The 26,666-nt window shown below is 71.2% G+C and carries 20 protein-coding genes; 14 read left to right on the forward strand and 6 right to left on the reverse strand.

Annotated features, from left to right (window positions below; translation table 11 throughout):
• Positions 1-31 precede the first annotated feature (31 nt).
• Both KJK29_RS04670 and KJK29_RS04675 read right to left on the reverse strand, forming a co-directional pair.
• Positions 32-1,369 carry a 6-phospho-beta-glucosidase gene (locus KJK29_RS04670; protein WP_215117423.1) on the reverse strand — a complete coding sequence of 446 codons (1,338 nt, stop codon included), beginning with the start codon at positions 1,367-1,369 and terminating at the stop codon, positions 32-34.
• Positions 1,366-2,130 (reverse strand): DeoR/GlpR family DNA-binding transcription regulator, encoded by a 765-nt coding sequence (locus KJK29_RS04675; RefSeq protein WP_215117424.1) that lies wholly within the window; start codon positions 2,128-2,130, stop codon positions 1,366-1,368. Before KJK29_RS04675 ends, KJK29_RS04670 begins: the two co-directional genes overlap by 4 nt.
• Before the next feature lie 147 nt (positions 2,131-2,277).
• On the opposite strand from KJK29_RS04675, the gene KJK29_RS04680 reads away from it, so the two are divergent.
• The 9 genes from KJK29_RS04680 to KJK29_RS04720 all read left to right on the forward strand — a co-directional run bounded on the left by KJK29_RS04680 (position 2,278) and on the right by KJK29_RS04720 (position 14,946).
• The gene (locus KJK29_RS04680; protein ID WP_215117426.1) at positions 2,278-3,330 is read left to right on the forward strand and encodes a carbohydrate kinase family protein; all 1,053 of its coding nucleotides are present in this window, start codon (positions 2,278-2,280) and stop codon (positions 3,328-3,330) included.
• A 46-nt stretch (positions 3,331-3,376) separates the two neighbouring features.
• Positions 3,377-4,654, forward strand: coding sequence for an ABC transporter substrate-binding protein (locus KJK29_RS04685; RefSeq protein WP_215117427.1), 1,278 nt, complete (start codon positions 3,377-3,379; stop codon positions 4,652-4,654).
• 126 nt (positions 4,655-4,780) lie between these two features.
• Complete coding sequence (locus KJK29_RS04690; protein ID WP_215124148.1) at positions 4,781-5,665, forward strand: carbohydrate ABC transporter permease; 885 nt, start codon at positions 4,781-4,783, stop codon at positions 5,663-5,665.
• Entirely contained in the window at positions 5,662-6,510 is an 849-nt protein-coding gene (locus tag KJK29_RS04695) for a carbohydrate ABC transporter permease (RefSeq protein WP_215117428.1), read from the forward strand. Before KJK29_RS04690 ends, KJK29_RS04695 begins: the two co-directional genes overlap by 4 nt.
• A 179-nt stretch (positions 6,511-6,689) precedes the next feature.
• Positions 6,690-7,571: an alkaline phosphatase family protein gene (locus KJK29_RS04700; RefSeq protein WP_215124149.1), complete on the forward strand. Its 882-nt coding sequence runs from the start codon at positions 6,690-6,692 to the stop codon at positions 7,569-7,571.
• The gene (locus KJK29_RS04705; protein WP_215117429.1) at positions 7,568-10,504 is read left to right on the forward strand and encodes a glycoside hydrolase family 2 TIM barrel-domain containing protein; all 2,937 of its coding nucleotides are present in this window, start codon (positions 7,568-7,570) and stop codon (positions 10,502-10,504) included. The genes KJK29_RS04700 and KJK29_RS04705 overlap by 4 nt, the downstream gene beginning before the upstream one ends.
• A 33-nt stretch (positions 10,505-10,537) precedes the next feature.
• Positions 10,538-12,364: a LamG-like jellyroll fold domain-containing protein gene (locus tag KJK29_RS04710; protein ID WP_215117430.1), complete on the forward strand. Its 1,827-nt coding sequence runs from the start codon at positions 10,538-10,540 to the stop codon at positions 12,362-12,364.
• Positions 12,365-12,386: 22 nt separating this feature from the next.
• The gene (locus tag KJK29_RS04715) at positions 12,387-14,066 is read left to right on the forward strand and encodes a PHP domain-containing protein (RefSeq protein WP_215117431.1); all 1,680 of its coding nucleotides are present in this window, start codon (positions 12,387-12,389) and stop codon (positions 14,064-14,066) included.
• Positions 14,067-14,118: 52 nt separating this feature from the next.
• Positions 14,119-14,946, forward strand: coding sequence for a PaaX family transcriptional regulator (locus tag KJK29_RS04720; protein ID WP_215117432.1), 828 nt, complete (start codon positions 14,119-14,121; stop codon positions 14,944-14,946).
• Here KJK29_RS04720 and KJK29_RS04725 read toward each other — a convergent pair.
• From KJK29_RS04725 to KJK29_RS04740, 4 genes are read right to left on the reverse strand one after another with little or no spacing between them, the layout of a single operon-like run.
• On the reverse strand, positions 14,937-15,392 hold the full coding sequence (locus KJK29_RS04725) for a MaoC family dehydratase (RefSeq protein WP_215117434.1): 456 nt from the start codon (positions 15,390-15,392) through the stop codon (positions 14,937-14,939). The two genes, KJK29_RS04720 and KJK29_RS04725, sit on opposite strands and share 10 nt — an antisense overlap.
• Positions 15,393-15,406: 14 nt before the next feature.
• Entirely contained in the window at positions 15,407-16,912 is a 1,506-nt protein-coding gene (locus KJK29_RS04730) for an acyl-CoA synthetase (RefSeq protein WP_215117435.1), read from the reverse strand.
• 10 nt (positions 16,913-16,922) lie between these two features.
• The gene (locus KJK29_RS04735) at positions 16,923-17,798 is read right to left on the reverse strand and encodes an amidohydrolase family protein (RefSeq protein ID WP_215117436.1); all 876 of its coding nucleotides are present in this window, start codon (positions 17,796-17,798) and stop codon (positions 16,923-16,925) included.
• 11 nt (positions 17,799-17,809) lie between these two features.
• A complete protein-coding gene (locus tag KJK29_RS04740; protein WP_215117437.1) occupies positions 17,810-18,727 on the reverse strand; it encodes an SDR family NAD(P)-dependent oxidoreductase in 918 nt (305 codons plus the stop codon).
• A 197-nt stretch (positions 18,728-18,924) separates the two neighbouring features.
• On the opposite strand from KJK29_RS04740, the gene KJK29_RS04745 reads away from it, so the two are divergent.
• The 5 genes from KJK29_RS04745 (at position 18,925) to KJK29_RS04765 (ending at position 26,665) form a co-directional block, all read left to right on the forward strand.
• On the forward strand, positions 18,925-19,350 hold the full coding sequence (locus KJK29_RS04745) for a MarR family winged helix-turn-helix transcriptional regulator (RefSeq protein WP_215124150.1): 426 nt from the start codon (positions 18,925-18,927) through the stop codon (positions 19,348-19,350).
• Between the two features lie 137 nt (positions 19,351-19,487).
• Positions 19,488-20,777, forward strand: coding sequence for an MFS transporter (locus KJK29_RS04750; protein ID WP_251058074.1), 1,290 nt, complete (start codon positions 19,488-19,490; stop codon positions 20,775-20,777).
• Positions 20,774-22,144 carry an alpha/beta hydrolase family protein gene (locus KJK29_RS04755; RefSeq protein WP_251057704.1) on the forward strand — a complete coding sequence of 457 codons (1,371 nt, stop codon included), beginning with the start codon at positions 20,774-20,776 and terminating at the stop codon, positions 22,142-22,144. Before KJK29_RS04750 ends, KJK29_RS04755 begins: the two co-directional genes overlap by 4 nt.
• Entirely contained in the window at positions 22,141-22,971 is an 831-nt protein-coding gene (locus KJK29_RS04760) for an IclR family transcriptional regulator (protein WP_251057705.1), read from the forward strand. The genes KJK29_RS04755 and KJK29_RS04760 overlap by 4 nt, the downstream gene beginning before the upstream one ends.
• Before the next feature lie 67 nt (positions 22,972-23,038).
• Complete coding sequence (locus KJK29_RS04765) at positions 23,039-26,665, forward strand: hypothetical protein (RefSeq protein ID WP_215117440.1); 3,627 nt, start codon at positions 23,039-23,041, stop codon at positions 26,663-26,665.
• Position 26,666 lies beyond the last annotated feature (1 nt).

Below are 26,666 nucleotides of genomic sequence, written 5' to 3' on the forward strand. Positions count from 1 at the left end.
GCGGTGGGGGAAAGCGCTTACCGGACGGCGTTCACCTAAGGTACGCCAGCCCGGGATGGACCTCGGTGTAGCCCTCGACCAGCCGGCGGGCCACATTGACGGAGTCGACGAGCGGGTGCAGCGCGAAGGCCTTCACCGCCGTCGCCCGGGAGCCGGAGTCGGCGGCGGACAGCACCTCGCGCTCGACGGCCTTGACCGCGCAGACCAGTCCGGTGGCGTGGTCGGGGAGCGGCTCGACGGTGACGGGGTGGGCGCCGTTGGCGTCGACGAGGCAGGGGACCTCGATGACGGCGTCGGTGTCCAGGACCGACAGGGTGCGCCGGTTGCGGACGTTGAGGATCAGGGTGGTGCGCTCGTCCCGGGCGATGGCCCGCATCAGGGCGAGGGCGACCTTCTCGTAGCCGCCCGACAGATCGTCCTCGTCGCGTTCGCCGGCGCCCGCCGTCTCGCGGTTCTCGGCCATGTAGGTGGCCTCGCGTTCGGCGCGGGTGTCGTCCCAGACCTTGAGGGCGGGGGCGTCCGGGTTCCGCATCTCGGCGTAGAAGCGGGCCTGCTGGTCGTGCAGGAAGGCGCCGCGGGTCTTCTCGGCCTGCTGGTAGGCCCGTACGGCCTCACGGTTGAAGTAGTAGTAGTGCAGATATTCGTTGGGGATCGCGCCGAGGGAGCGCAGCCAGTCGGTGCCGAAGAGCTTGCCCTCCTCGAAGGAGCCGAGCAGGTCGGGGTCGGCGAGCAGCCGCGGGAGTTCGTCGCGGCCGGCGATGTGCAGGCCGCGCACCCAGCCGAGGTGGTTGAGACCGACGTAGTCGATCCAGGCTTCCCTGGGGTTCCCGCCGAGCACGCGGGCGATGCGGCGGCCGAGGCCCACGGGTGAGTCGCAGATGCCGATGACGCGGTCGCCGAGGTGGCGGGACATGGCCTCGGTGACCAGGCCGGCCGGGTTGGTGAAGTTGATGACCCAGGCCTCGGGCGCGAGCCGGGCCACCCGCCGGGCGATGTCGACGGCGACCGGGACCGTGCGCAGGCCGTAGGCGATGCCGCCCGCACCGACCGTCTCCTGGCCGAGGACGCCCTCGGCCAGGGCCACCCGCTCGTCGTTCGCGCGGCCCTCCAGGCCGCCGACGCGGATCGCGGAGAACACGAAGTCGGCGCCGCGCAGGGCCTCGTCGAGGTCGGTGGTGGCGCTCACCTCGGGCGCGTCGGGGACACCGGCCGCCTGCTCGGCGAGGACCCGGGTCACCGCCGACAGCCGTCCGGCGTCCAGATCGTGCAGGACGACGTGGGTCACCCGGCCCTCGGCGTGGTCCTGGAGGAGCGCCCCGTACACCAGCGGCACGCGGAATCCTCCGCCGCCCAGAATCGTCAGTTTCACGTCTGCACCTTTCCCGCCACGACGACCTCGACGCCCGCCTCCTGCAAGGAGGCCCGCGTCGCCGTGTCGACCGGCGCGTTCGTCACCACCACGTCCAGGTCCTCAGGACCGCAGACCTTCGCCATCCCGTGTCCGGGGAACTTCGCCGTGTCGGCGAGCAGGGCGACCTTCTCACTGGCCTTGATCATGGCCCGCTTGACCGGCACCTCCACGACCGTGGTGTCCATGACCTGTCCGCCGGGCCGTACACCGCTGGTGCCGAGGAAGAGCCAGTCGGCGTGGAGCTGGCGCAGGTTGTCCTCGGTGAGGAAGCCGACCAGGGAGCGGTACTCGCGGCGGACCATACCGCCGAGCAGGACCAGTTCGATGCCCTCGTCGTCGGCGAGTTCCTCGTAGACCACCAGGTTGCTGGTGATCACGGTGAGCCGGCGGCCGTGCAGCTGCCGGGCCAGGCGGTAGGCGGTCGTCCCGATGTCCAGCAGGACCGACTGGCCGTCCTCGATGAGCGCCGCGGCGCGCTCCGCTATGGCGTCCTTCTCGGAGACGCGCACCTCGGCGACCTCGGCGAAGGGCTGGTCGCCCTCCTCGACGACGGCGCCGCCGTGGACGCGGGTGAGAAGACCGTCTTCTTCCAGTTTGACCAGGTCACGCCTGATAGTGGCGGGGCTCACACCCAGCCGCTCGGAGAGGTCGGTCACAGCCGCGGGGCCTCCTGAGCGAAGGGCCCGCAGGATGAGTTGGTGTCGTCGTTCTGCCAGCACGGCCGGAACACTACTCGTCATCTTCAATCATTTCCATGCTCAGTTCTGCTCGGGTATTGACCAATCTCTCGGAGCAGCGCACGATTCCGGTCACGGAAATGAAGAGTTTTGACGATCTCTGTCGAACTCGAGCGAGAGGACACATCCGTGGACGACGACCGGCCCGATGTGCTGCTGACCGGGCTGCTCTTCTACGACCTCGTCCTCACGGGGCTCGGCAAGCCGCCGACACCCGGCGAGGAGATCTGGACCGAGGGCATGGGCTGCGGCCCGGGCGGCATCGCGAACCTCGCGGTGGCGGCCTCCCGCTTCGGCCTGAAGACCTCCCTGGCCACCGTGTTCGGCGACGACTTCTACGGCGAGCACTGCCGTGACGTCCTGTGCGACCAGGAGGGCGTCGACCTCTCGCTCTCCCGGACGGCGGACGGCTGGCCCACCCCGGTCACCGTCTCCGTCGCCTTCGGCCACGACCGCGCCCTGCTCACCCATGGCCAGGAGCCGCCGTACTCGCAGGACGCGCTGATGGGCGACCCGCCCGGCGCGCGGACCGCCCTGGTGCACCTCGAGGCCGAGCCGCGCGAGTGGCTCGCCAAGGCCGCCGCGAACGGCACGCAGGTCTACGCCGACGTCGGCTGGGACCCCACCCAGGAGTGGCCGACGGCTCTCCTGGAGCAGCTCGCGCTGTGCCACGCCTTCCTCCCGAACGAGACGGAGGCCATGGCCTACACCCGCACCGACAGCGCGGTGGCCGCGCTCGGCACACTGTCCGAGCTGGTGCCGGTCGCCGTGGTCACCCGGGGCGGGGACGGCGCCCTGGCCGTCGACCAGATCACCGGCGAGTACGCGGACGTGCCCGCCCTCGACGTCGACGTGCTCGACGCGACGGGCGCCGGGGACGTCTTCGGCGCCGCCTTCGTCACCGCCTCGCTCGGCGGCTGGCCGCTGGCGGAGCGGCTGCGGTTCGCGGTGCTCGCGGCCGGGCTGTCCGTCGGGCACCACGGCGGAGCCCTCGCGGCCCCCGGCTGGTACGGCGTGCACCGCTGGTGGCACTCCCTGACCGACCCCGAACTGAAGCGGTCGTACGGCTTCCTGGCCGACCGGCTCCCGGTGGACCCCGGGCCGGCTCTCGCGTACGCCCCCCTCACCCCGCCGGCCCCTCACACGTCCGTCGGCCCACGCGCCTCCGAACGGCGGCACTGATCCCCGCACCCCTCTCCACGTCGAACATGAACAACAGGAGTGACCCGTGGACCTTTCCCGCAGACGCTTCCTCCAGGCCGCCGCGTTCACCGCGGCCGCCTCCGGTCTGACCGTGGCATGCGGCAACGGCTCAGGATCGGCCGGCAGCAAGAACGGCAAGAGCCTCACCTTGTGGTACTGGGGAGGCGCGCTCAGCGACAAGGTGGTCGCCGAGGCGAAGACGCACTTCGCCAAGGAGGTGAAGCTGACCGCCGCCTCCATCGGCGGCGACTTCAAGTCGAAGCTCACCACCACCCTCGCCGCGGGCACCTCCGTGCCCGACATCACCGGCATCAAGGGCGAGGACATGGCGTCCTTCCTGCCCAACGCGAACCGCTTCCTCGACCTCAACGACCTGGGCTTCAAGGACATCTCGTCGCAGTACCTGGACTGGAAGACCAAGCTCGCGCGGACCGAGGACGGCAAGCAGATCGGCTTCCCGATCGACATCGGCCCCACCGCGCTGTTCTACCGGGCGGACCTGTTCGACAAGGCCGGGCTGCCCACCGACCCCGACAAGGTCGCGGCCCGGGCGGGGACCTGGGACGACTACTTCGCGCTCGGCACCGAGCTGAAGGAGAAGGTGCCCGGCACCTACCTGGTCAACAACATCGGCTCGGTGTTCAACATGGCGGTCGGGCAGGGCACCGAGCGGTTCATCGACAAGGACAACCGCTTCATCGGCGACCAGGACCACATCCGCAAGGCGTGGACCACCGCGGTCCGCCCCTACACCCTCGGTCTCGACGCCAAGATCAACGACAACAGCTGGAACGCGGCCGTCGGCAAGAGCCTGAGCACCGAACTCGGCGCCGCCTGGCACGCGCTGGACATCGAGCAGGCGGCCCCGAAGACCAAGGGCAAGTGGCGGGTCTGCGCGATGCCCGGCGGGCCGGCCAACCAGGGCGGCTCCTATCTGGCCCTGCCCAAGCAGTGCCGGAACCCCGAAGAGGCATTCAAGATCATCAGCTGGATCCTCAGCCCGGAGAACGACGCCCGCGGCTTCGCCGACGCCGCGATCTTCCCGGCCGCGCCGGCGGCGTACGCCATGCCGGCCATGACGGGCGGCGACCCCTTCTTCGGCGGGCAGAAGATCATCGAGGTGTTCGGCCCGGCCGCCAAGTCCATACCGGCCAGCTACGAGGCACCCGCGGACGCCGCCGTCATGGCCCCCTTCATGACCGAGCTGACCAGCATCGAGTCCAAGGGCAAGAAGCCCGACGACGCCTGGCACGACGCTGTCAGCCAGGCCAAGCAGATCGCCCGCCGCCAGGGGGTGAGCTGAGCGATGGCCTCACCTCCGGTCACCGGTCCCGCCGCGGTGCCCCGGCGCCACGGCGGGCCGGGCCCGGCCCGCTTCCGCCCCCGGCGCACCCCGCCGACGGGCGCCGCAGCGCCGAGACGTCGCGGTGTGCTGTCCTACTGGCGGCAGTACCTGGCGATCTCGCCCTTCTTCCTGATCTTCGGCATCTTCTCGTTCGTCCCGGTCTTCTACTCGCTGTACCTGGCCTTCCAGCGCTGGGACGGCATGGGCACCATCCAGTTCGTCGGCCTGCAGCAGTTCCGTTTCCTCTGGGACGACCCGGTCTTCTGGATGTCGATCCGCAACACCCTGGTGATCTGGGTCCTGTCCACCGTCCCCACGCTGTTCGGCGCCTTGGTGCTGGCGACGCTGCTGCACTCGGTGCGGCGCTTCAAGGGCTTCTACCGCATCGCCCTCTACATACCGAACGTCACCTCGATCGTCGCCGTGTCGATCTTCTTCGGCGCGGTGTTCAGCAACAACTTCGGCCTGGTCAACGCCATTCTGGGCACGGTCGGGATCTCACCCGTGCCGTGGCTGAGCAATCCGTGGCTGATCAAGCTGGTCATCGCGCTGCTGATGACCTGGATGTGGACCGGCTACAACATGATCATCTATCTGGCCGGCCTCCAGGCCATCCCCACCCAGATCTACGAGGCGGCCAAGCTGGACGGCGCCGGTCCGATCCGCACGTTCTTCCAGATCACCATGCCGATCATGCGGCCCATCATCCTGTTCACCGTCATCATCTCGACCATCAACGGCCTGCAGAGCTTCAGCGAACCCCAGGTCCTGTTCGGCAGCAACGCCGCCAACCCGAACCTCGGCGGTCCCGGCCAGGCGGGCCTGACCACGCTGCTGTACTTCTACCAATCCGCCTTCGTCAACAACGACTACGGCTACGGCGCGGCCATCGTATGGGCCTTCTTCGTACTGATCATGGTGCTGGTCGTCATCAACTGGCGCGTCGTGCAGCGCGGGAGGAAGTCATGACCGCAGTGGTCAAGAGGCGGTCACGGCGCCCCAAGGGCCTCACCGCGCACATCGTCCTCGCCCTTGCCGTGCTGATCTCGATCTTCCCGTTCGTGTGGACGATCGTCATGGCGACGAACACCACCGAGGACATCTACAAGAGCCCGCCGAAGCTGACCTTCGGCTCCCATCTGCTGGAGAACATCCGGCATGTGCTCGACACCATCGACTTCTTCGGGTCGATGCTGAACACGCTCCTCGTCGCCTCCGTGACCACCGTCCTGGTCCTGTTCGTGGACTCCCTGGCCGCGTTCGCCTTCGCCAAGTTCGACTTCCCCGGGCGCAAGGTGCTGTTCGCGATGCTGGTGGGGTTCATGATGCTGCCGCTTCAGCTGGCCGTCCTGCCGCAGTTCATCCTGATGTCGGACATCGGCTGGGTCGGCACGCTCAAGGCGCTGGCCCTGCCCGCCCTCGCCAACGCCTTCGGCATCTTCTGGCTGCGCCAGTACATCGAGAACGGGGTGCCGGACGAACTCCTCGACGCCGCGCGGATCGACGGGGCGGGGTTCTTCCGGCAGTACTGGAACATCGTGCTGCCGATGATCAAGCCCGCGCTGTCCTTCCTGGCCATCTACGCCTTCGTCGGTGCCTGGAACGACTACATCTGGCCGCTCGTCGTGCTCACCGACCCGGGCCATCTCACGCTGCAGGTGGTGCTCGCCCAGCTCCACGTCGGCCACACCACCGACTACAGCATGGTCATGGCCGGTGTGCTCATGGCGTCCCTTCCGCTGGTCATCGTCTTCACCCTGTTCGCCCGCGGGTTCATCGCGGGCGCCACGGAGGGAGCGGTCCAGGGGAGTTGACGCGCCCCAAGGGGCGCGGGGCTGTGTCTATATACGGCTCCGCCGCGTGGGCGCGACCAGCCACAGCGGACGCGCAGCCGAGAACCGGCAGCCGGTCCCGAGCTCTCAGGACAAAAGAGAGGCACCCAGTGACGGACGTCAGCTCCGAGGCCCCACGCACCAAGGTCCTCGTCGTCGGCATGGACGGACTGCGCTACGACCGGCTGGCCCGCTCCGCGTCCGCGGCACCCGTGCTGCACGCCCTGATGGCCGCGGGCGCCGTCGGCACCAGCCTGCTGCCGTACGGCGAGGCGGACGGCCAGGCCGAGGACGGGCCGTCGACCAGCATGGCCTACACCGACTCCGGGCCCGGCTGGTCGAGCGTGCTGACCGGGGTGTGGCCCGACCGTCACGGCGTGACCGGCAACGACTTCACCGGCGCCGACTACACCCGGTACCCCGACTTCCTCAGCCGCGCCGTGGCGGCCCGGCCGGGTCTGCGCACCGCGGCCGCGGTGTCCTGGCCGGAGCTGGTCCGGCGCGGAGTCCTCGGCCCCGCGATCGGCCGGCGGGTCCACTACGACGGCGAAACCGACGGCTACGCGAGCGCGGACCGCCGCGTAGCCGACACCGCGGCGGGCTGGCTCACCCAGGACGACCCGGACGTGGTGTTCGTGTACTTCGGCGCCACCGACGAGGCGGGCCACGCCACGGGCCCCCTCTCCCCCGCCTACGCTCACGCGCTCCTCGCCCAGGACGCGCACCTCGGACGGCTGCTGGAGGCGATCGACGCCCGGCGCTCGGACCCGGCACGCGCCGAGGAGCGCTGGACCGTGCTGGTGACCACGGACCACGGTCATCTCGACTCCGGCGGCCACGGCGGTGACACGCGTGCCGAGCGGGAGGTCTTCGTCGTCCTCGCCGAGCCCGGCGGGCCCGGAGGCGTCCGGCTCGACTCGCCCCGCCTCGTCGACATCGCCCCCACGGTCCTGGACCGTCTCGGCATCCCCGCCGACCCCGCCCGGGGCCTGGCGGGCCGTGTTCTGCCCCGCCCCACCGCACCGAATCCGGAATGGTCATGACCGACGCATCTCTCGATCCCCTGCTCGCCCTGCGCCCCTGGGAGGCGCCCGAGGTCACCTCTTGGCGGCGTCTGCCGATGAACGCCGTCGACCGGCGGGCCGGGGCCGTCTCCCTCGACGGCGACTGGCGCTTCCAATTGCTGCCCGCGCCGGACGCCCCGCTCGGGGAGGTCTGGTCGTCGGCGTACGTGCCCGGCGTGTGGACCATGCAGGGCACGGACGACCTGCCCCGGTACCTGAACATCCGCATGCCGTTCGCCGAGTTCCCGCCCGAGGTGCCCGCGGCCAACCCGACCGGCGTGTACGAGCGGGCGGTGGACGTGCCCGCCGAGTGGGCCGGGCGGCGGATCGTGCTCCAGGTCGGGGCCGCCGAGAGCGTGCTGCTGGTGCATGTGGACGGGCGGCCCGTCGGCATCTCCAAGGACTCCCATCTGGCCGCCGAGTTCGATCTGACGCCGGTGCTGCGCCCCGGGCAGCTGGCCGGCCTGCGGCTGACCGTCGTGAAGTGGTCGGACGCCTCGCACATCGAGGACCAGGACCACTGGTGGCACGGCGGGATCACCCGCTCGGTGCTGCTGTACGCGCGCGACCCGCTGCATCTCGCGGACGTGGCGGTACGGGCCCGGCGGGACGGCGACCTGCGCGTGGACTGCCGGGTGCGGGACACGGACGGGGCGCTGCCCGAAGGCTGGTACGTCAGCGGGGAACTGGACGGGCAGCTGCTCACCCAGGACACGGAGTTCGACCGCGCGAACGCCGAGGACGAGCGCGTCTCCGCCTTCCTCGGCGAGGCCCGGCTGCGCGCGGCCGTACCGGACGTGCGCACCTGGACCGCCGAGACGCCCGAGCTGTACGGGCTGACCGTACGGCTGCACCGCGCCGACGGCACCGTCGCCGACACCTCGCACCACCGGATCGGCTTCCGTGACGTCGAGATCTCCGGCCGGGACCTGCTGGTCAACGGCGAGCGCGTGTTCATCCGGGGCGTCAACCGGCACGACTTCCATCCGCTGACCGGCCGGACGGTGTCGTACGACGACATGCGCGCCGACCTCGTCCTGCTGAAGCGGTTCGGCTTCAACGCGATCCGCACCGCGCACTACCCGAACGACCCGTCCCTGTACGACCTGGCCGACGAGCTGGGTTTCTACGTCGTCGACGAGGCGGACATCGAGTCCCACGACCACGCGCACGAGATCGCCGACGACCCGCGCTATCTGGGCGCCTTCGTCGACCGGGTCGCGCGGATGGTGCTGCGCGACAAGAACCACCCGTCGGTCATCATCTGGTCGCTGGGCAACGAGTCCGACTACGGCGCGGGCCACGACGCGGCGGCGGGCTGGGTCCGCCGGCACGACCCGGCCCGGCGGCCGGTGCAGTACGAGGGCGCCGCCAAGCTCGGCTGGGCCGATCCGGACCTGGCCTCGGACATCGCCTGCCCGATGTACGCGCCGCTGCAGGAGTGCCTGGCGCACGCCATGTCCGGGACCCAGACCAAGCCGCTCATCCAGTGCGAGTACTCGCACGCCATGGGCAACAGCAACGGCACGCTGGCCGACCATTGGGAGGCCATCGAGGCCACCCCGGGTCTTCAGGGCGGGTTCATCTGGGAGTTCTGGGACCACGGCATCCTCCAGCGTGTGAACGACGGCAGACCGGCCGGGCGTGGGGGCGCCGGGCTCTATGACAACGGTGTCGCCGCGCCCGGGCATCGCTGGGCGTACGGCGGCGACTTCGGGGAGAGCGACCACGACGGCGCCTTCATCGCCGACGGGGTGGTCTTCCCCGACCGCACCCCCAAGCCCGTGATGTTCGAGCACCGGGAGATCGCCGCGCCGGTGCGGATCGAGTGCTTCCGGCACGAGGGCATCGTCCTCGGCAACCACCAGCACTTCCGCGGCCTGGACTGGCTGTCCGGCGAGTGGGAGCTGTCCCTCGCCGACGGCGGCACCCTGACCGCACCCGCCGAGCTGCCCGATCTGCGGCCGGGCGAGACGGCCGCCGTACCGCTGCCGTTCGAGCTGCCGGACGACGGCGGCGAGGCCTGGCTGACGCTGCGGGTCACGACGGCCCGGGACGAGGCCTGGGCGCCGCGCGGCACGGTGGTGTGCCTGCCGCAGGTGCGGCTGCGGGCCGCGGAACCGGTGCGGCATACCCCGGTCGCGAACCGCCCGGTCGACGTCGACGAGGACGGGCTGCTGGTCCATCCGCTGCTGGCGGCCGCGCCCACGCTGTCCCTGTGGCGGGCGCCCACCGACAACGACGAACTCGGCGGCATGGCGGGCCGCTGGCGGGACTGGGGGCTGGACGCGCCCACCCGGAAGGTCGTCGCCGTACGGCGTGACCCGGGACGGGTGGCCGTCGTCACCGACCATCTCTGCCCGGGCGGGACCGTCCGGCACGAGCAGGTGTTCACGGCCGTCGAGGGCGGGCTGCTGGTGGAGGAGAGCGCCGAGCTGCCCGAGGCGCTGGACGACGTGGCCCGGGTCGGGTCGGTCTTCGAGACGGCACCCGGGCTGAATCTGCTGGAGTGGTTCGGGCAGGGCCCCTGGGAGTCGTATCCGGACCGGGGCGCGGGCGCGCCCGTCGGCCATCACGGTCTGCCGGTGGACGAGCTGTTCACGCCCTATCTGCGGCCGCAGGAGAGCGGCGGGCGGCACGGCGTACGGCGGTTCACGCTGTCCGCGCCGGACGCCACGGGGCTGTCGGTGCGGCTGGACCGGCCCTGCCAGGTGTCCGTGACCCGCCATCGCGCGGCCGACCTCGCCTCGGCCGCTCATCACGACGAACTGGTGCCGCGTGCCGGGTGCGTGGTGCACATCGACGCGGCGCACCGCGGGCTGGGCACGGCGTCGTGCGGCCCCGACACCTTCGCTTCCTATCTCGTCGCGGCCGGCGTCCATCGCTGGAGCTGGACGCTGCGCGTTCTCTGACACTTCCTCCCTGTCACCCCTTACGGAGCACCCGTGTGCACTTCGCATGACCACGACCCGGGCGAGGCGCCCCAGGCCGGAGCCGGCAGACGCGGTTTCCTTCGCGCCACGGCGCTGCTCGGCGTGACCGCCGGGGCGGTGGCCGCGCTGCCGGCCGTCACCGCCGGGGCGGCGCCGTCGGGCCGGCGTCCCGATCCGCGCAGCCGCCGCTTCACACTCGCCGTGATGCCGGACACCCAGTACCTCTTCGACGGGCCGAGCATCGACAAGGCGCCGGTGGAGGCGTCACTGCGCTATCTGCTGGAGCACGGCAAGGAGGAGAACCTCGTCTTCCTGTCGCATCTCGGGGACCTCACGCAGAACGGCGCGAAGGAGGAGTTCGCGGCGATCGGCGAGGCGTTCGAGCTGCTGGACCGGCGGGGCGTCGGCTACAGCGTCCTCGCCGGCAACCACGATGTGAAGTCCTCGACGACCGACCAGCGCGGGGCGACGCCCTATCTGGACGCCTTCGGTCCGCGGCGCTTCCAGGGGAAGCCGACGTTCGGCGGCGCCTCCCCCGACGGCTACAACACCTTCCACCTGTTCACGGCGGGCGGCCGGGAGTGGCTGGTGCTGGCGCTGGACTGGCGGCTGTCGCCGCAGGGATACGCGTGGGCGAAGGAGGTCCTGGCGAAGCATCCGAAGACGCCGGTGATCCTCACGACGCACGAACTGGTCGTCGAGGACGACTCCCTGTCGGAGTACGGGCAGCAGCTCTGGGACCAGCTCGTCGAGGAGCACGACCAGATCTTCCTCGCCCTGGGCGGCCACTACTGGCCCGCCGCCCGCGCGACGCGGAAGAACGCCGCCGGGCACGACGTCCATCTGCATCTGACGAACTACCAGAACCGCTACTTCGGCGGCGCAGCGATGATCCGCCTCTACCGCTTCGACCTGGACCGGAACGTCATCGACGTGGAGACGGTCTCCCCGTGGATCCTCGGCCGGGCGGGGAAGGGGCTCAACGAGCTGGAGCGGCAGGAGATGGAGCTGAGCGGCGACGCCGACCGGTTCTCCGTCGAGATCGACTTCGAGCAGCGTTTCTCGGGCTTCGCCCCGGTGCCCGCCCGGCCTGCCAGGCCCGCCGCGAAGCTGCTGCTGCCGGGCACGATGGCGTACTGGCGCTTCGAGAAGCCGGTGGACGGCACCGTCCGCGACCTGTCGGGGCGGGGCAACGACCTCTCGCTCGTCACGGTGGGCGGCGGCGCGCTCGGCTGGTCGGCGGACCACCACCCCGACCAGCCGGGCCACGGCAGCCTGGAGTTCCAGGGGTTCAAGTCGCCGCTGAAGGGCGCCTACCTGCGCACGGTCGACGGCGCCCCGCTCAACTCGGCGACTTTCAAGGACGGCTACACCATCGAGGCGTTCTACCGGCTGCCCGCCGACTGGGACCCGGACCACAACGCCTGGTCGGGTCTGGTCTCGCGCACGGGCACGGGCGGCGCCGCCGGCAAGACCGCCGACGACCCGGACGAGCCGCTGGCCACCCTGTCGCTGTCCAACGACCGTGAGCCGCAGTGGGCGATGCGCCCGCTCAACCAGCAGGGCATCGCCACCAACTGGGCCCAGGAGACCCCGCTGGAGACCTGGTGGCACCTCGCGGTCGTCAACGACGGCAGGCACAGCACGCTGTATGTCGAGGGCTGCCCGGTGCTCCGCAACCCCAGGGCGGCCTCCGTCGGCATCACCTCCGTGGGGCTGCCGTGGCTGCTGGGCGGCTACGAGTACGGCGGCAGGATCGACCAGATCTTCCACGGCCGGCTCGGCGACGTCCGGATCGTCGCCCGGGCGCTGCCCGTCACCTCCTTCATGAACCACTGAGATCCCGAAGGGCTTGTCGATCATGACCGAGCAGCAGCTCCCCGCCTGGGCCGATCCGTCCGTCTCCCCCGCCGCCCTCGATGCGCAGGGCGTCTCCCGCCGCGGGCTCCTGCGCCGCGCGGGCCTGTTGGGCACCGCGTTCGCCCTGGGTTCGGCGGCGACCACGCAGACCCCCGCCCTGGCCGCCGGTGAGAGACGGCCGGGCGGCGAGGATCCCCGCCTCGCCTATCTCGTCGGCGACCACCACGTCCACTCCGTGTACAGCCACGACGCCAAGTACACGTTCTCCCAGCTGGCCGCCGCGGGCGCGAAGTACGGCCTGGACTGGATGGTGTTCACCGAGCACTCCAACTTCGGCCACGCCGATTACGGTGCCGCTCTGGAGCACAAGGAGATCCTGAAGGCGCGTGCCGAGAACCCGCGTCAGCTGATCTTCCAGGGCCTGGAGTGGTACATCCCGGCCGCCGAGCACTGCACGGTGTTCACCACGCCCGGACGGCACGAGGTCGATCTGCTCACCCGCTTCGAGCGCGCCTACGACGGCAAGCTGCTCGGCTACGACAAGGGCGGCCCCGCCGACGCGGACACCGCGCGCAACGAGGCCCATGCCGTCAAGGCGCTCAAGTGGCTCTCCCAGCAGCGTCGTTCGGGCCATGTCGACGACATCCTGGTCCTCGCCAACCACCCCCTGCGCCTGGGCATCGACTCCCCGCACGAGATGCGCGCCTGGCGGGACGCCGCGCCCGAGATCATGATCGGCATGGAGGGCGCGCCCGGTGCCCAGGGCGCCGCCATACCCGGCTGGCGGGGTGCCACCTCGATCCGCGGTGAGTACGAGAACAAGCCGTCCGCGCAGTCCTGGCCCGGCTACCCGGCGGAGGCCTATCTGACGTACGGCGGCTTCGACTGGGCGACCGCGACCGTCGGCGGTCTGTGGGACTCGATGCTCGCCGAGGGGCGGCTGTTCTCGGTCACCACCAACTCCGACGCCCACCGGATCGTCTTCGACACCTGGAAGAACGGCGACTGGCCGGCCGGGCAGACCTTCGACAGCACCGGCAAGCTGCCCGACCCGGTGAACACCGACACCCCGCAGCCGGGCAGCGACTTCTGGCCCGGCCAGTTCAGCCGCACCCACGTGGGCGTGACGCGCTACGGCTACGGCGCGGTCATGGCGGGCCTGCGCGCGGGCCGGGTCTGGCTGGACCACGGGCATCTGCTCGACGGACTCGACGTACGGCTGACCCGGGAGCGCGACCGGGGGCGGGGCGTGACGCTCGGCGGGCGGCTGCGCGTGCGCAAGGGCGAGAAGCTCACGCTGCACATCACCGTGACGACCGCCTCGCGGCCCAACCCGCAGGGCATCCTGCCCGAGTTGGCGCATGTGGACGTCATCCGGGGCGCGGTGCGCGGCCCGGTCACCGACCGCGACACCTGGAAGGCCCCGGACACCCGGGTCGTCCGGACGCAGGACGTCTCCGGCCGCAAGGGCACCTACACCCTGCGCGTCCCGCTCACCGCCGGGGACGAGTCCTTCTACGTCCGGCTGCGCGGCAGCGACGGCAAGCGGAACGGCACCGGCTACCTGGGCGCCTCGGTCGACCCGCACGGGCCGGTCCCGCACGCGCCCGGGGACGGTGACCCGTGGGCGGACACGTGGTTCTACGCGAACCCGGTGTTCGTCGACGTCGTGGGGTCCTGACCCCGGGTACCAGCAGGTCACGGAGTGATCCGGCGGAGGTACGGTGGGCCGCGTGACCGGTGAAGAGTCGCTGCGGCCCCAGTCCCTGATGCTGACGTTCCTGGGCGACCAGGTGCTCGGGCGCGACGTGTGCGTGTACTCGGGCAGTGTCATCGACGTGTTCGCCCGGGCCGGGATCGGCGAGCAGGCGACCCGCTCGACGCTGACCCGCATGGTGGGCCGTGACCTGCTGCGCCGCCAGCGTGAGGGCCGCCGGATGTACTTCGGGCTGACCGAGCGCTCGGCGGCGGTGCTGCGCGACGGCGAGCGGCGCATCTGGCAGACCGGCGCCGTCAACCGGCACTGGGACGGCACCTGGACCCTGCTCGGCTTCTCCCTGCCCGAGTCCTGGCAGCGCCAGCGCCACGACCTGCGCTCCCAGCTGACCTGGAGCGGCTTCGGGCCGCTGTTCAACGGCCTGTGGATCGCCCCGGGCGAGGTCGACGTGTCGGCGCTGGTCGCCGAGCTGGGCCTGTCCGCCCATGTGAAGGTCTTCCGGGCCCACGCGGACACCGGCATGGACATCGGCCAGATGATCGAGGAGACCTGGGAGCTGTCCGACCTGGCCGGGCTCTACGAGGGGTTCGTCCGGCGCTGGCAGCCCTGGGAGGACGACCTGCCCGACGCCGACGACGCCCTGGTCCTCCGACTGCGGCTCCAGACCGAGTGGCTGCGCATCGTCCGGCGCGACCCGCGCCTGCCCGTCAGGCACCTTCCGGACGACTGGCCGGCGGACCAGGCCGAGAAGACGTTCCGGTCCGTGCACGACCGGCTGTCACCGCTCGCGCGTGACGCCTCGGAACGCCTGCTCGACCTGGTGCCGGCGCGGCCTCAGGCGTAGAACCGCGACAGGCTCTGCAGCACCGCCGCCGGCTTGGCGCCGCCCTCGATCTCGATGGCGCCCTCGACGGTGATCTGTACGCCGCCGGGCACCTCCTCGACCTCGGCGAGCCCGGCCGTCAGCCGGATGCGGGAGCCGACCTTCACGGGTGAGGGGAAACGCACCTTGTTGAGGCCGTAGTTGACCTTCGTCGTCACGCCCTGGACGTCCAGCAGCTCGGTGAAGAGCGGGATGAAGAGCGAGAGCGTGAGGTAACCGTGGGCGATGGGAGCGCCGAAGGGGCCCTCCTTGGCCTTCTCGGGGTCGACGTGGATCCACTGGTGGTCACCGGTGGCGTCGGCGAAGGTGTCGACCCGCTCCTGTGTGACCTCGATCCACTCGCTGGTGCCGAGGTCGCTGCCCGCGAGCTTCTTCAGTTCGTCGAGGCCGTTGACGGTGATGCTCATTCAGCTGTCCTTCGCTAGGAGTCGGTGCCGTAGCGCTTGCGCACACGGGATTTCAGGAGCTTTCCGGAGGCGGTGCGCGGGAGTGCGTCCGCGACGACGACCGACTTCGGGATCTTGTACTTGGCGAGATGTCCCGCGAGCGAGGCGAGCACCTCGTCGGGGTCGAGCGCGGCGCCCTCGCGGGGGACGACGACCGCGCGCGGCACCTCGCCCCACTTGTCGTCCGCGACGCCGATGACCGCGCACTCGACGATGTCCGGGTGGGCGAGGAGCCGGTCCTCGATCTCGGCGGGGTAGATGTTCTCCCCACCGGAGATGATCATGTCCTTGATGCGGTCGACGATGTGGACGTAGCCGTCCTCGTCGACCTGGGCCGCGTCGCCGCTGCGGAACCAGCCGTCCGCGAAGGACGCGGCCGTCTCCTCGGGCAGCCCCCAGTAGCCGGGCATGACGTGCGGTCCGCGCACCACGACCTCCCCGACCTCGCCGACGTCGACCGGCGCGAGGTCGGGCCGTACGACGCGTACGTCGCTGAAGAAGTGCGGCACGCCCGCCGAACCCGCCTTGCTGACGGCATGCTCGGCGTCGAGGAACAGCGTGCCGGGCGCCGCCTCGGTCATGCCGTAGCCCTGGAGGAAGGTGAGGCCGCGCTCCTGGTAGGCCGCGATCAGCGGGGTGGGGACCGGGGAGCCGCCGCAGGTCAGGATCCGCAGCGAGGAGAGGTCCGCCCCCGGCCAGCGCGGGTGCCTGGCCACCTGGTCGAACATCGTCGGCACGCCGAACATGAAGGTGATCCGGTGCCGCTCGATCAGATCGAAGGTGGCGTCCGGGTCGAAGGCCTCGACCAGGACGCAGGCGCCGCCCTTCAGCAGGACCGGCAGCGTCAGCATGTTCAGGCCGGCGGTGTGGAACAGCGGGGCGGAGACCAGGGCGCGTTCGTCCGCGATCAGGTCGGTGTCGACGAGGACGTTGACCGCGTTCCAGGTGAGATTGCCATGGGTGAGCATGGCGCCCTTGGGACGGCCGGTCGTGCCCGAGGTGTACATGATGATGCAGGTGTCGTCCGGAGCGACCGGTGTGTCGATGGGCTCCTCGGAGGCCGACGCCAGCGCCTCCTCGTACTCGGCGCCCACCTCGGCGTACGTACGCACATCCGTGCTGCCCGGCAGGCCCGCGACCAGGCCGGAGTGCGAGGGGCCGTAGACGAGGGCCTTGGCGCCGGAGTCGGCGAGCTGGTAGGCGATCTCGGGGCCGGCCAGGCGCGTGTTGAGAGGGACGAAGACCGCGCCGAGCGTGCCGGCCGCGAACAGGGTCTCCAGATAGGAGGGGTGGTTCGGGCCGAGGTAGGCGATGCGGTCGCCGCGCCGGATGCCCCGCTCGCGCAGGGCGTGGGCGAGGCGGGTGGTGCGCCCGTACAGGGCGGCGTAGGTGCGGGTGGTGTCGCCGTGGATCAGGGCGGTGCGGTGCGGGGTCTTGCGGGCCCGGCGTGCGGGCCATGACCCCAGTCCCTCGTTGCGCATGTCACGCCCCTTACGGTTTCGTCAGCCCGAGCAGGCGGGCGGCGTTCTCCTTGAGGATCTTCGGCCGGACCTCTTCCTTGATCGTCAGCTTGTCGAAGTCGGCGAGCCAGCGGTCGGGGGTGAGGACGGGGAAGTCGGAGCCGAAGAGGACCTTGTCCTTCAGCAGGGTGTTCGCGTACTGCACGAGCTGCGGCGGGAAGTACTTGGGCGACCAGCCGGAGAGGTCGATGTGGACGCCCGGCTTGTGCGTGGCGACGGCCAGGGCCTCGTCCTGCCAGGGGAAGGACGGGTGCGCCAGGATGATCTTCAGATGCGGGAAGTCGGCGGCGACGTCGTCCACGTGGAGGGGGTTGGAGTACTTGAGGCGGATGCCGCCCCCGCCGGGCACACCGGCGCCGATGCCGGTCTGGCCGGTGTGGAACAGGGCGATGGTGCCGGTCTCCTCGATGACCTCGAAGAGGTCGTAGGCGACCGAGCGGTCGTTGGGGAAGAAGCCCTGGATGCTGGGGTGGAACTTGAAGCCCTTCACCCCGTACTCCTCGACCAGGCGGCGGGCCTGCTTGACGCCCGCCTTCCCCCGGAAGGGGTCGATGGAGGCGAAGGGGATGAGGACGTCGGCGTTGGCGGCGGCCGCCTCGGCGACCTCCTCGTTGGGGACGGGCGGGGTGCCGGTGGCGGACTCGGCGTCGACCGTGAAGATCACGGCTGCCATCTTCCGCTCGCGGTAGTACGCGGCGGTCTCCTCCAGGGTCGGCTTCCGCTTGCCCTCGACCTTGAAGTAGGCGGAGGAGGCGTCGTGCAGGTCGTCGTCCAGGGAGGAGTGGCCCTTGGAGGACACCTCCGCGTGGGTGTGGACGTCGATCGCGACGAGGTCGTCTGCGTTCATCGAGGGGGCCATCACGCCTCCGGGAACTTCGGCGCCGGGATGCCGACCGACTGGGGTTCGGCACCGACCGAGGTGGGCCAGGCGTCGGCCAGGGCGCCGGGGGTCCAGCCGCCGTCGGCGTACGCCGCCCTGATCTCCTGCGGATGCGACCAGAGTGCCACCTTGTCGCCGCCGATGCCGATGGCCTGGCCGGTCACCCCGCGTGCCGCCTCGGAGGCGAGGAAGGGGACCAGGGCCGCGCAGTCCTCCGGGGTGCCGAAGCCCTCGCCCTTGCGCAGGAAGTCCGGCAGCGGCTCGCCGTCGCGCATGGCCTCGATGTACGGGGCGAAGGCCGGGATGGTCTCGGTCATCGCGGTCGCGGCGACCGGCACGATCGCGTTGACGGTGATGTTGGCGCGGCCCAGCTCCATGGACCAGGTGCGGGCCATCGCGGCGATACCGGCCTTGGCGGCGGCGTAGTTCGTCTGGCCGAAGTTGCCGCGCTGCCCGGCCGGGGAGCCGACCAGGATCAGGGAGCCGCCCTCGCCCTGCTCGCGCATCCGGACGGCGGCGGCGCGGGCGCAGGTGAAGGTGCCCTTGAGGTGGGTGGTGATCACCGCGTCGAAGTCCTCGTCGGTCATCTTCCACAGCACCTTGTCGCGCAGGATGCCCGCGTTGGTGACAAGGACGTCCAGCCGGCCGAACTCCTCGACCGCGCGGTTCACCAGCCGCTCCGCGGCCTCGGAGGTGCCGACCGGGACGACCTCGGCGACGGCCTTGCCGCCCGCTTCGGCGATGGACTTCACGGCCGCCTCGGCCACGGCCTCGTCGACGTCGTTGACCACCACGGAGGCGCCGTGGGCGGCCAGGGCATGGGCGTAGGCGAGGCCGAGGCCCCGGCCGCTACCGGTGACGACGGCGACCTTGCCGGAGAGATCGATGCTGGGCACGGGTGGGTCCCTTCACGAGCTGATGCGGGTGGCGCTGCTTCGAGATCGAAGCTAAGAGCAATAATTGTTGACGTCAATAGTTGTTGATGACCCACGGGTGCGAGATGCTGGGGATCCCAGGAAGCACCGAGCACAGGGAGCCCGTCATCGCACGCCAGAACGTCACCCCGAAGCCCATCGACGCGCACGAGCCGTGGATGCGCGGGCTGCACGCCGACACGGGCTATCTGCTGTACCGCCTGGGCCTGCGCTCCGGGCAGCTCTTCAACGCCTGCCTCCAGGAGTCGGGCGTGCGACTGCGCCACTACGCGGTGCTGCGCTTCCTCGCCACCACCGAGGGCGCCCTCCAGCGCGAGCTGAGCACCCGGCTCGGCTACGACCCGAGCGCGATCGTCGGCCTGGTCGACGACCTGGAGAAGCAGGGCTTCGCCGAGCGCCGCCCCTCCCCCGATGACCGCCGCAGCCGGATCGTCGTCCTGACCGAGAACGGCCGCGCGTTCCTGCGCGACACCGACGAGGCCGGACTGCGGGTGACCAACGAACTGCTGGGCCCGCTGGAGGACGCCGAGCGGGAGACGCTGCACGCGCTGCTGCTGCGGATCGCGGAGGACGGCCTGAACTGATGTTGTGCAAATGATTGACTGCTGCACGATGGATGCATAACTTCACGGGCTATCCGAGACCCGTCCCCAGGGAGCTCCCCGTGCAGCCATCCCCCTCAGCCGACCGAACCACCCCGGATTCAAGGCAGTTGCGCCGTGTGGCCGTCTCCGGCCTGCTCGGCACGACCGTCGAGTTCTACGACTTCCTCGTCTACGGCACGGTCGCCGCGCTCGTCTTCGGCGACCTGTTCTTCCCCCAGGCCGACCCGGCCGTCGGCACCATCGCGGCGTTCGGGACCTTCGCCGCCGGCTATCTCGCCCGCCCGCTCGGCGGCATCGTCTTCGGCCACTTCGGCGACCGGATCGGGCGCAAGTCGATGATGCTGGCGACCATGGTCCTGATGGGCCTGGGCAGCTTCCTCATCGGCCTGCTGCCCACCTACGACGCGATCGGCGTCTGGGCGCCGATCCTGCTCGTCGCGCTGCGCGTCGTGCAGGGCATCGCGATCGGCGGCGAGTGGGGCGGCGCGATGCTGATGGTCGTCGAGCACGCCGAGAAGACGCAGGGCTCCCGGCGCGGCCTGTGGTCCAGCTTCACCCAGCTCGGCGCCCCGCTCGGCTCCGTGCTGTCGGCCGGTGTGGTCACCCTCGTCGCCTCACTGCCCGACGACGACTTCCGCTCCTGGGGCTGGCGGGTGCCGTTCCTGCTGAGCATCGTGCTGCTGGCCGTCGGGCTGTTCGTACGTCTGAAGGTCGCCGAGAGCCCGCTGTTCGCGCAGGCCAGGCGCGAGCCGGTGGACAAGCCGCCGATCGTGGAGGTGCTGCGCCGCCCGAAGCCCGTGCTGCTCGCCGCGTGCGTCGGCATCGGCGCGTTCACCACCCAGTCGCTGCTGACGAGCTTCATGATCTCCTACGCCGTCGGCGAGGGGTACACCCGGCCGCAGGTGCTGACCGCGGTGACCGTCGCCTCCTGCGTGGCCCTCGCCGTCCTGCCCGCCGCGTCCGCGCTGTCGGACCGGGTCGGCCGCCGGCCCGTCGTGCTCGCCGGCGCCCTCGCCTCGGCCGCGCTCGCCTTCCCCGTGCTGGCCCTGGTCGACTCGGGCTCCCCCGGCCTGCTCATCCTCGCGCTCGCCCTCGGTCACGGTGTCGCCCAGTCCACGATGTACGGGCCGCTGGGCGCGCTGCTCACCGAGATGTTCGGCACCCGCGTCCGCTACACCGGCGCCTCCCTCGGCTACCAGGCCGCCACCCTGATCGGCGCCGGATTCTCCCCGCTGATCGCCGGCAGCCTCCTCGCCTCCTACGGGGGTGGCAGCACGCCGGTCTCGCTGCTGCTGTGCGCCGGCGCGGCGATCACCGCCGTCACCGTGTGGCGGCTGCGCGAGACGCACACCGACGCCCTGGACTCCCCCGCCGCCACCCCCACTCTGGAAGGAACCCCTCGTTGAGGATCCGCCTCGCTCTGCTGACCACCTGCCTGTCCCTGGCGACGGCCCTGCCCGCGCAGGCCGCCGGCGCCGACGACAGCCATCTGGAGGGCAAACTCCCCTCCGGCGCCGCGTACATGATGGACGTACCCGCGTCCTGGAACGGCACGGTGCTGCTGTACAGCCATGGCTACTCCCCGGCCGGGGCCCCCAACCCGGCCCAGAACACGCCGCGTCCGGCGGTCCGCGACAAGCTGCTGGCCGAGGGCTACGCCCTGATCGGCTCCTCGTACGCGACGAACGGCTGGGCGATCACCGAGGCGGTGCCCGACCAGCTCGCCACCCTGGACCTGTTCACCGAGAAGTTCGGGGCGGCCCGGCGGACCCTCGCCTGGGGCACCTCCTACGGCGGTTTCGTCACGACCATGCTCGCCGAGCGGCACGCCGACCGCTTCGACGGCTCACTGTCGATGTGCGGGCTGGTGCAGGGCGGCGTCGCCAACTGGAACAGCACCCTGGACCCGGTGTTCGCGCTGCGCACACTGCTCGCCCCGGGCTCGGGCATCCGGCTGGCGGGATTCGCCGACCAGGCGGAGGCGGTCGCCGCCGCCAAGTCGCTCACCACGAAGGTCGACGCCGCCCAGCAGACCCCGCAGGGCCGGGCCCGGATCGCCCTCGCCGCCGCGCTGCACAACATCCCCGGCTACAACGACGCCTCACAGCAGAAGCCGGGCCCCACCGACTGGGGGACCCAGCAGTCCAACCAGTTCACCGCCGTCCGGGGGCTGCTGCAGATGCCCGCCTTCAGCTGGCGGCAGGAGGCGGAGAGCCGGGCGGGCGGCAACCCGTCCTGGAACACCGGCGTCGACTACACCGCCCTGCTCGGCCGGTCCCCGCTGTACAAAGAGGTGACCGAGCTCTACAAGGAGGCGGGACTGTCCTTGCGCGGCGACCTCTCGGCCCTCGGCCGGGCACCCCGGATCTCCGCCGACCCCTCGGCCGTGGGGTGGATGCGGAAGACCAGCGTGCTGTCCGGCCGGCTCTCCGACCCCCAGCTCACCATCCACACCACGGGTGACGCGCTGATCCCGGTGCAGGCCGAGAGCGCCTATCGGCGGGCGGCCACGGCCGGGGGCTCCGCGGGGCTGCTGCGCCAGGCGTACGTCGACGGACCGGGCCATTGCACCTTCACCACCGGCGAGACCCTGGCCGCCCTGGACACCCTGGAGGACCGTCTGGACACGGGCCGCTGGGACGTGTCGCCGGGCGCGCTCAACTCCCGTGCGGGGCAGGAGGACCCGACGACCGCGGCCCGCTACGTCCCCTACCGCCCGTCCGCCTACCCCCGCCCCCACGACCTCGCCCACCCGGGAGACAACCGGCCATGACCGGCCCCACCGCGCCCGACCGGCTGCTGTCCGTGCTCGCGGCCTTCGACCACGAGCACCCGGCGCTGTGTCTGACGGACATCAGCCGGCGGGCCGGGCTGACCCTGACCACCGCCCACCGGCTGGTGGGCGCGCTCACCGAGTGGGGCGCCCTGGAGCGGGACGAGTCCGGCGTCTACCACGTCGGGCTCCGGCTGTGGGAGCTGGCCGCGCTGGCGCCGCGCGGCCTCGCCCTGCGGCAGATCGCGCTGCCGTATCTGGAGGACCTGTACGAGGCCACGCACGAGAACGTGCAACTGGCCGTGCGGGACGGGTCCGACGTCGTCTACATCGAATGGCTCTCGGGCCGGTCGGCGGTCGGCGTGCACATACGCGTCGGCGCCCGCTGGCCGCTGCACGCCACCGGCGTCGGACTCGCCCTGCTCGCCCACGGCGACCCGGAGTTCCAGCAGGAGTACTGCGCGGGCGGACTCGCCTCCTTCACGCCGTACACGATCACCGAACCGGCGCGGCTGCGGCGGGAGCTGGCCGAAGTGCGCCGCACCGGCGTCGCGGTGAGCGACCGTCAGATCACCGAGGACGCCCTGTCCGTGGCCGCGCCGGTACGGGCGGCGGACGGCACGGTGACCGCCGCCGTGTCCATCGTGGTGCCGCAGGCCGACGCCCAGGTGCCGGTGCTGGCCCCCGCGGTGCGGGTGGCGGCGCGGGGGATCTCACGGGCCCTGGGGTGGCAGCCGGAGCGAGCCCGTGGCGGAGTGCGCCGCGATGACGGAGAAAGCACTCGTGAGAGTGAACTTCCGTCTGTTCAGGGGCGAACGACCGCATAGTGATGTGAAAGGGAGGCGCGGAATCGGTACCCGACCAGTGCCCCGCCCTCCCGACCGGGGGGTCACCATGGAACCGCTCTTCCGCCTTGCCCTGCTGCGCCCCGCGATCGCACAGGATCCGGACGACGCCGGCATCGAACTGGCTCAGCAGACCGACTTCCAGCGTGCCCTGACCGCCGCGGCCGGTGCGGCGGACCCGCGCACCGAACTGCGGCGCGTGGTGGGCGAGTACGTCGCCGGACCGCTGTTCGTCGGACGGCCCGAGCAGGCTCCGCTGGCCAAGGAGACGGCGAGGTTCATGGCCGGGCTGGACCGGCTGCCCGCGCCGACGAGGGCTGTTGTCGACACCCGTCCGGGAGCCGCCGCGCCTCACCCGCCCTCGCTGCGGGACACGGTGATCGCCGCCGTCCGGGACGCGTTCGGCGCGGCCCCGGCCGAGGTGGTGCAGGGCGCGCCGTACAAGGACGCGGTGGCCCGGCTCCGGGACAGCGTGCTGGCCGTCAAATACCTGCCCGCCGAGCACACCAGGCCTCTGGAGGAACTGGTCCGCCGGCTGCGCCACCTGGAGATCGTCGCCCGCCTCGTGACGCACACCGCCTTCCCCGCCGCCGCGCGGGACCTGCGGCGCGCCCGCAGGCGCCCGGTGCGGCTGCCGGGTGCCACGGGCCTGGAACCCGTACTGTCCACCGTCGAGGCCGAGCGCCGGCGCCGGGAGAAGGAGGCCGAGGCGGCCGGGGAGCGACGGCAGCGCGCCGAGCGACTGCTCACCGTCTTCCGGCAGTTGCGCACCGCCATCGGTGAACTCACGGGGCTCGGCGGCGAGCACTTCAGCGTCTCCCCGCAGAACCGGTCGGACCAGGTGCTCCCGCCACCCGAGTACACCCCGCCCGCCGAACTGGCCCGCCAGATCACCTTCCACAGCCAACTCTCGGCAGCCAACCTGCGGGCCCTGGCCGGGGGTGGTGGAGGAGGCGGCGGTACGGGGGGTGGGGCTGGAACGGGCGGCTTCACGGGCGGTGGGGCCGACACAGGCCGCGCCGCGGGCGGCGGAAGCGGTGGAGTTCTCGGCGAGGCAGGGCCCGAAGCGCAAGGCGGCACCACGGGCAGCGGCACGGGAACAAGCCGCGCCACAGACGCCGGGGCCGGAACAAGCCGCGCCGCGGGCAGCGGAAGCCGTGGCGCTCACGGCGAGACAGGGCCCGAAACGGAAGACGGCACCACGGGCAGCGGCACGGGAACAAGCCGCGCCACAGACGCCGGGGCCGGAACAAGCCGCGCCGCAGGCAGCGGCAGCCGAGGCGCTCACGGCGAGACAGGGCCCGAAACGGAAGGCGGCACCACGGGCAGCGGCACCGGAACAAGCCGCGCCGCAGGCAGCGGCAGCCGAGGCGCGATCGGCGAGGCAGGGCCCGAAGCACAAGGCGGCGCCGGGCGCGCGGCGGTCGAGGAACCCGTTCCGAGCCCCCCGGAGCCCACCGCCGTGGCGGGTGCCGCGCAACTCGCCGGGCAGGTGTTCGGCGCCACGCCGGACCTCCTCGCCGGCACGCCCGGCTTCGTCCCGGCCCTGCTGGAGGACCTCGGCTTCCGGCTCCTGCCGGGGGCGGTGCAACAGCTGTCCGAGGCCACCCGGGCCCTGCTGACGGCACGCGGCATCGACGTCACGGCCACGCCCCTGGACCGGGTCGTCGCCCTTCTCCAGAGCGAGGCCGACGGGACGGCCGCGGAGCTGGAGAAACTGTTCGGCAGGCCGGCCAGGCGCAGCGTGCGGCGGCTCGGCGACACGCTGGTCACCACCTCCACTCCGGTGCCGTCCGTGTGGAACGCGATCAGCATCGGGGACCTGGACCCTGTCGAGCAGATCCCCTTGGAGGCCGACCCCATCCCCACCACGCAGGGCAGCGTGAAGCCGTCCGGCGTCGCGGACCTTCTCGTGGTCCGCCAGCAGCTCACCGGCTACGAGGGTGCCGACGTCGCCCATATCGAGAACGTCCTCAAGGGCGAGACCAAGCAGCGCGAGCACATCCGGCGCGAGGAGACCGAGCAGACCACCGTGACCGAGACGGAGACGATCACCTCCGAGGAACGGGAGCTGGAGTCGACGGACCGGTTCGAGATGAGCCGGGAGGCCAGTGCCGTCATCAAGGAGGACGCGGCCCTGAAGGCAGGGCTGACCGTCACCGGCAAGTACGGCCCCACGGTGGAGTTCTCGGCCTCCGCGGAGGGGTCCGTCTCCCGGTCGAAGGAGGAGGCGACCAAGTCGGCGTCGACCTTCTCCCAGGACGTCACCCAGCGCAGCGCCTCCAAGATCTCCGAGCGGGTGCTCCAGCGCACCACCCTGCGGATCACCACCGAGGTCACCGAGAAGAACACCCACACCCTCGACAACAGCCCCGGCATCGACCACATCTCCGGGGTCTACCAGTGGGTCAACAAGGTCTACCGGGCGCAGATGTTCAACTACGGGCTGCGCACCATGTTCGACTTCATGATCCCGGAACCCGCCGCGTTCCTGATCCACACCCTCCAGTCGGCCCACGCGGGAGCCGTCCAGGTGGACAAGCCGCCGGCGTTCACCCTCCAGGCGAACAAGATCGACGAGACCAACTACCACTACTGGGTGCAGGTGTACCAGGCGACGGATGTCACGCCGCCGCCCGAGATGTATGTGACCAGGTCCTTCGACTTCAAGGCGGGCGGCGGGGACAGCAGGACCAACTACAACCACTCGGGCCAGGTGACTCTCGACGAGGGCTATCAGGCGTTCCAGGCGTCCGTGGCCCGCTTGTGCAACATCTGGGAGGGGACGTACTCCCTGGATGTCGCCGTGGGCCGCCGGACCCATCGGTTCGGCCCTGAGGACGGCTGGGTGTGGATCACCATGCTGGACGAGGAGCAGGGATCGATCCCGGTCGCCGTCGACAGCTTCCGCCTCTCCCAGGTGGCGGTGGGCATCGAGATCAAGTGCCGGCGCACCGAGCGCGCGATGGAGAAGTGGCGGGCGGAGACCCACGCCAAGCTGACCACCGCCTACCGCGCCCGGCTCGCGGAGTACGAGGAGAAGCTCGCCGCGCTGACCTTCGACGCGGGAGTGGCCATCGAGGGCCGCAACCCGCTGGCCAACCAGGAGCTGATCGCCCACGAGCTGCGCAAGAGCTGCGTCAGCATCCTGACCAGGCAGCACTTCGACCTCTTCGACGCGATGAAGGGCGGGGCCGGCCAGGTCCCGCAGCTCGATGTCGACGAGGCCGCGGCGGAAGGCGCCTACGTCCGCTTCTTCGAGCAGGCCTTCGAGTGGGAGCATCTGACGTGGGTCGCGTATCCGTACTTCTGGGGACGGAAGAGCGAGTGGGACGAGCGTCTCGCCTACGACGACCCCGACCCGCTGTTCAACCAGTTCCTCAAGGCCGGGTACTGCCGGGTCACGGTCCCCGCGCGGCTCGGATTCGAGGGCGCCGTCGACCACTTCATGCAGTTCGGCGAACTGTGGCAGGGCGGCCCGCTCCCCGCAGTCTCCAGCCCTCTGTATCTGCCGATCGCCGAGGAGATCGCCGAGCGTCTCGACCGCCCGGGCGACGAGATCCCCCAGGGCGATCCGTGGACCGTGCGCATCCCCACCAGCCTGGTGCGGCTGCGCGAGGACGACCGGCTGCCCCGCTGGGTGCAGAACTCCGAGGGCGAGTGGGTCGAGGACTGAG

This window comes from Streptomyces koelreuteriae, from assembly GCF_018604545.1.
In the GTDB taxonomy this organism is placed as follows: domain Bacteria; phylum Actinomycetota; class Actinomycetes; order Streptomycetales; family Streptomycetaceae; genus Streptomyces; species Streptomyces koelreuteriae.

Coding starts and splice junctions, on each gene's coding strand:
- KJK29_RS04700 (WP_215124149.1), top strand. CDS start 6,690: ATGGACGGACTGCGCTACGACCGGCTGGCCCGCTCCGCGTCCGCGGCA.
- KJK29_RS04725 (WP_215117434.1), bottom strand. CDS start 15,392: ATGAGCATCACCGTCAACGGCCTCGACGAACTGAAGAAGCTCGCGGGC.
- KJK29_RS04745 (WP_215124150.1), top strand. CDS start 18,925: ATGCGCGGGCTGCACGCCGACACGGGCTATCTGCTGTACCGCCTGGGC.
- KJK29_RS04730 (WP_215117435.1), bottom strand. CDS start 16,912: ATGCGCAACGAGGGACTGGGGTCATGGCCCGCACGCCGGGCCCGCAAG.
- KJK29_RS04705 (WP_215117429.1), top strand. CDS start 7,568: ATGACCGACGCATCTCTCGATCCCCTGCTCGCCCTGCGCCCCTGGGAG.
- KJK29_RS04735 (WP_215117436.1), bottom strand. CDS start 17,798: ATGAACGCAGACGACCTCGTCGCGATCGACGTCCACACCCACGCGGAG.
- KJK29_RS04765 (WP_215117440.1), top strand. CDS start 23,039: ATGGAACCGCTCTTCCGCCTTGCCCTGCTGCGCCCCGCGATCGCACAG.
- KJK29_RS04760 (WP_251057705.1), top strand. CDS start 22,141: ATGACCGGCCCCACCGCGCCCGACCGGCTGCTGTCCGTGCTCGCGGCC.
- KJK29_RS04715 (WP_215117431.1), top strand. CDS start 12,387: ATGACCGAGCAGCAGCTCCCCGCCTGGGCCGATCCGTCCGTCTCCCCC.
- KJK29_RS04695 (WP_215117428.1), top strand. CDS start 5,662: ATGACCGCAGTGGTCAAGAGGCGGTCACGGCGCCCCAAGGGCCTCACC.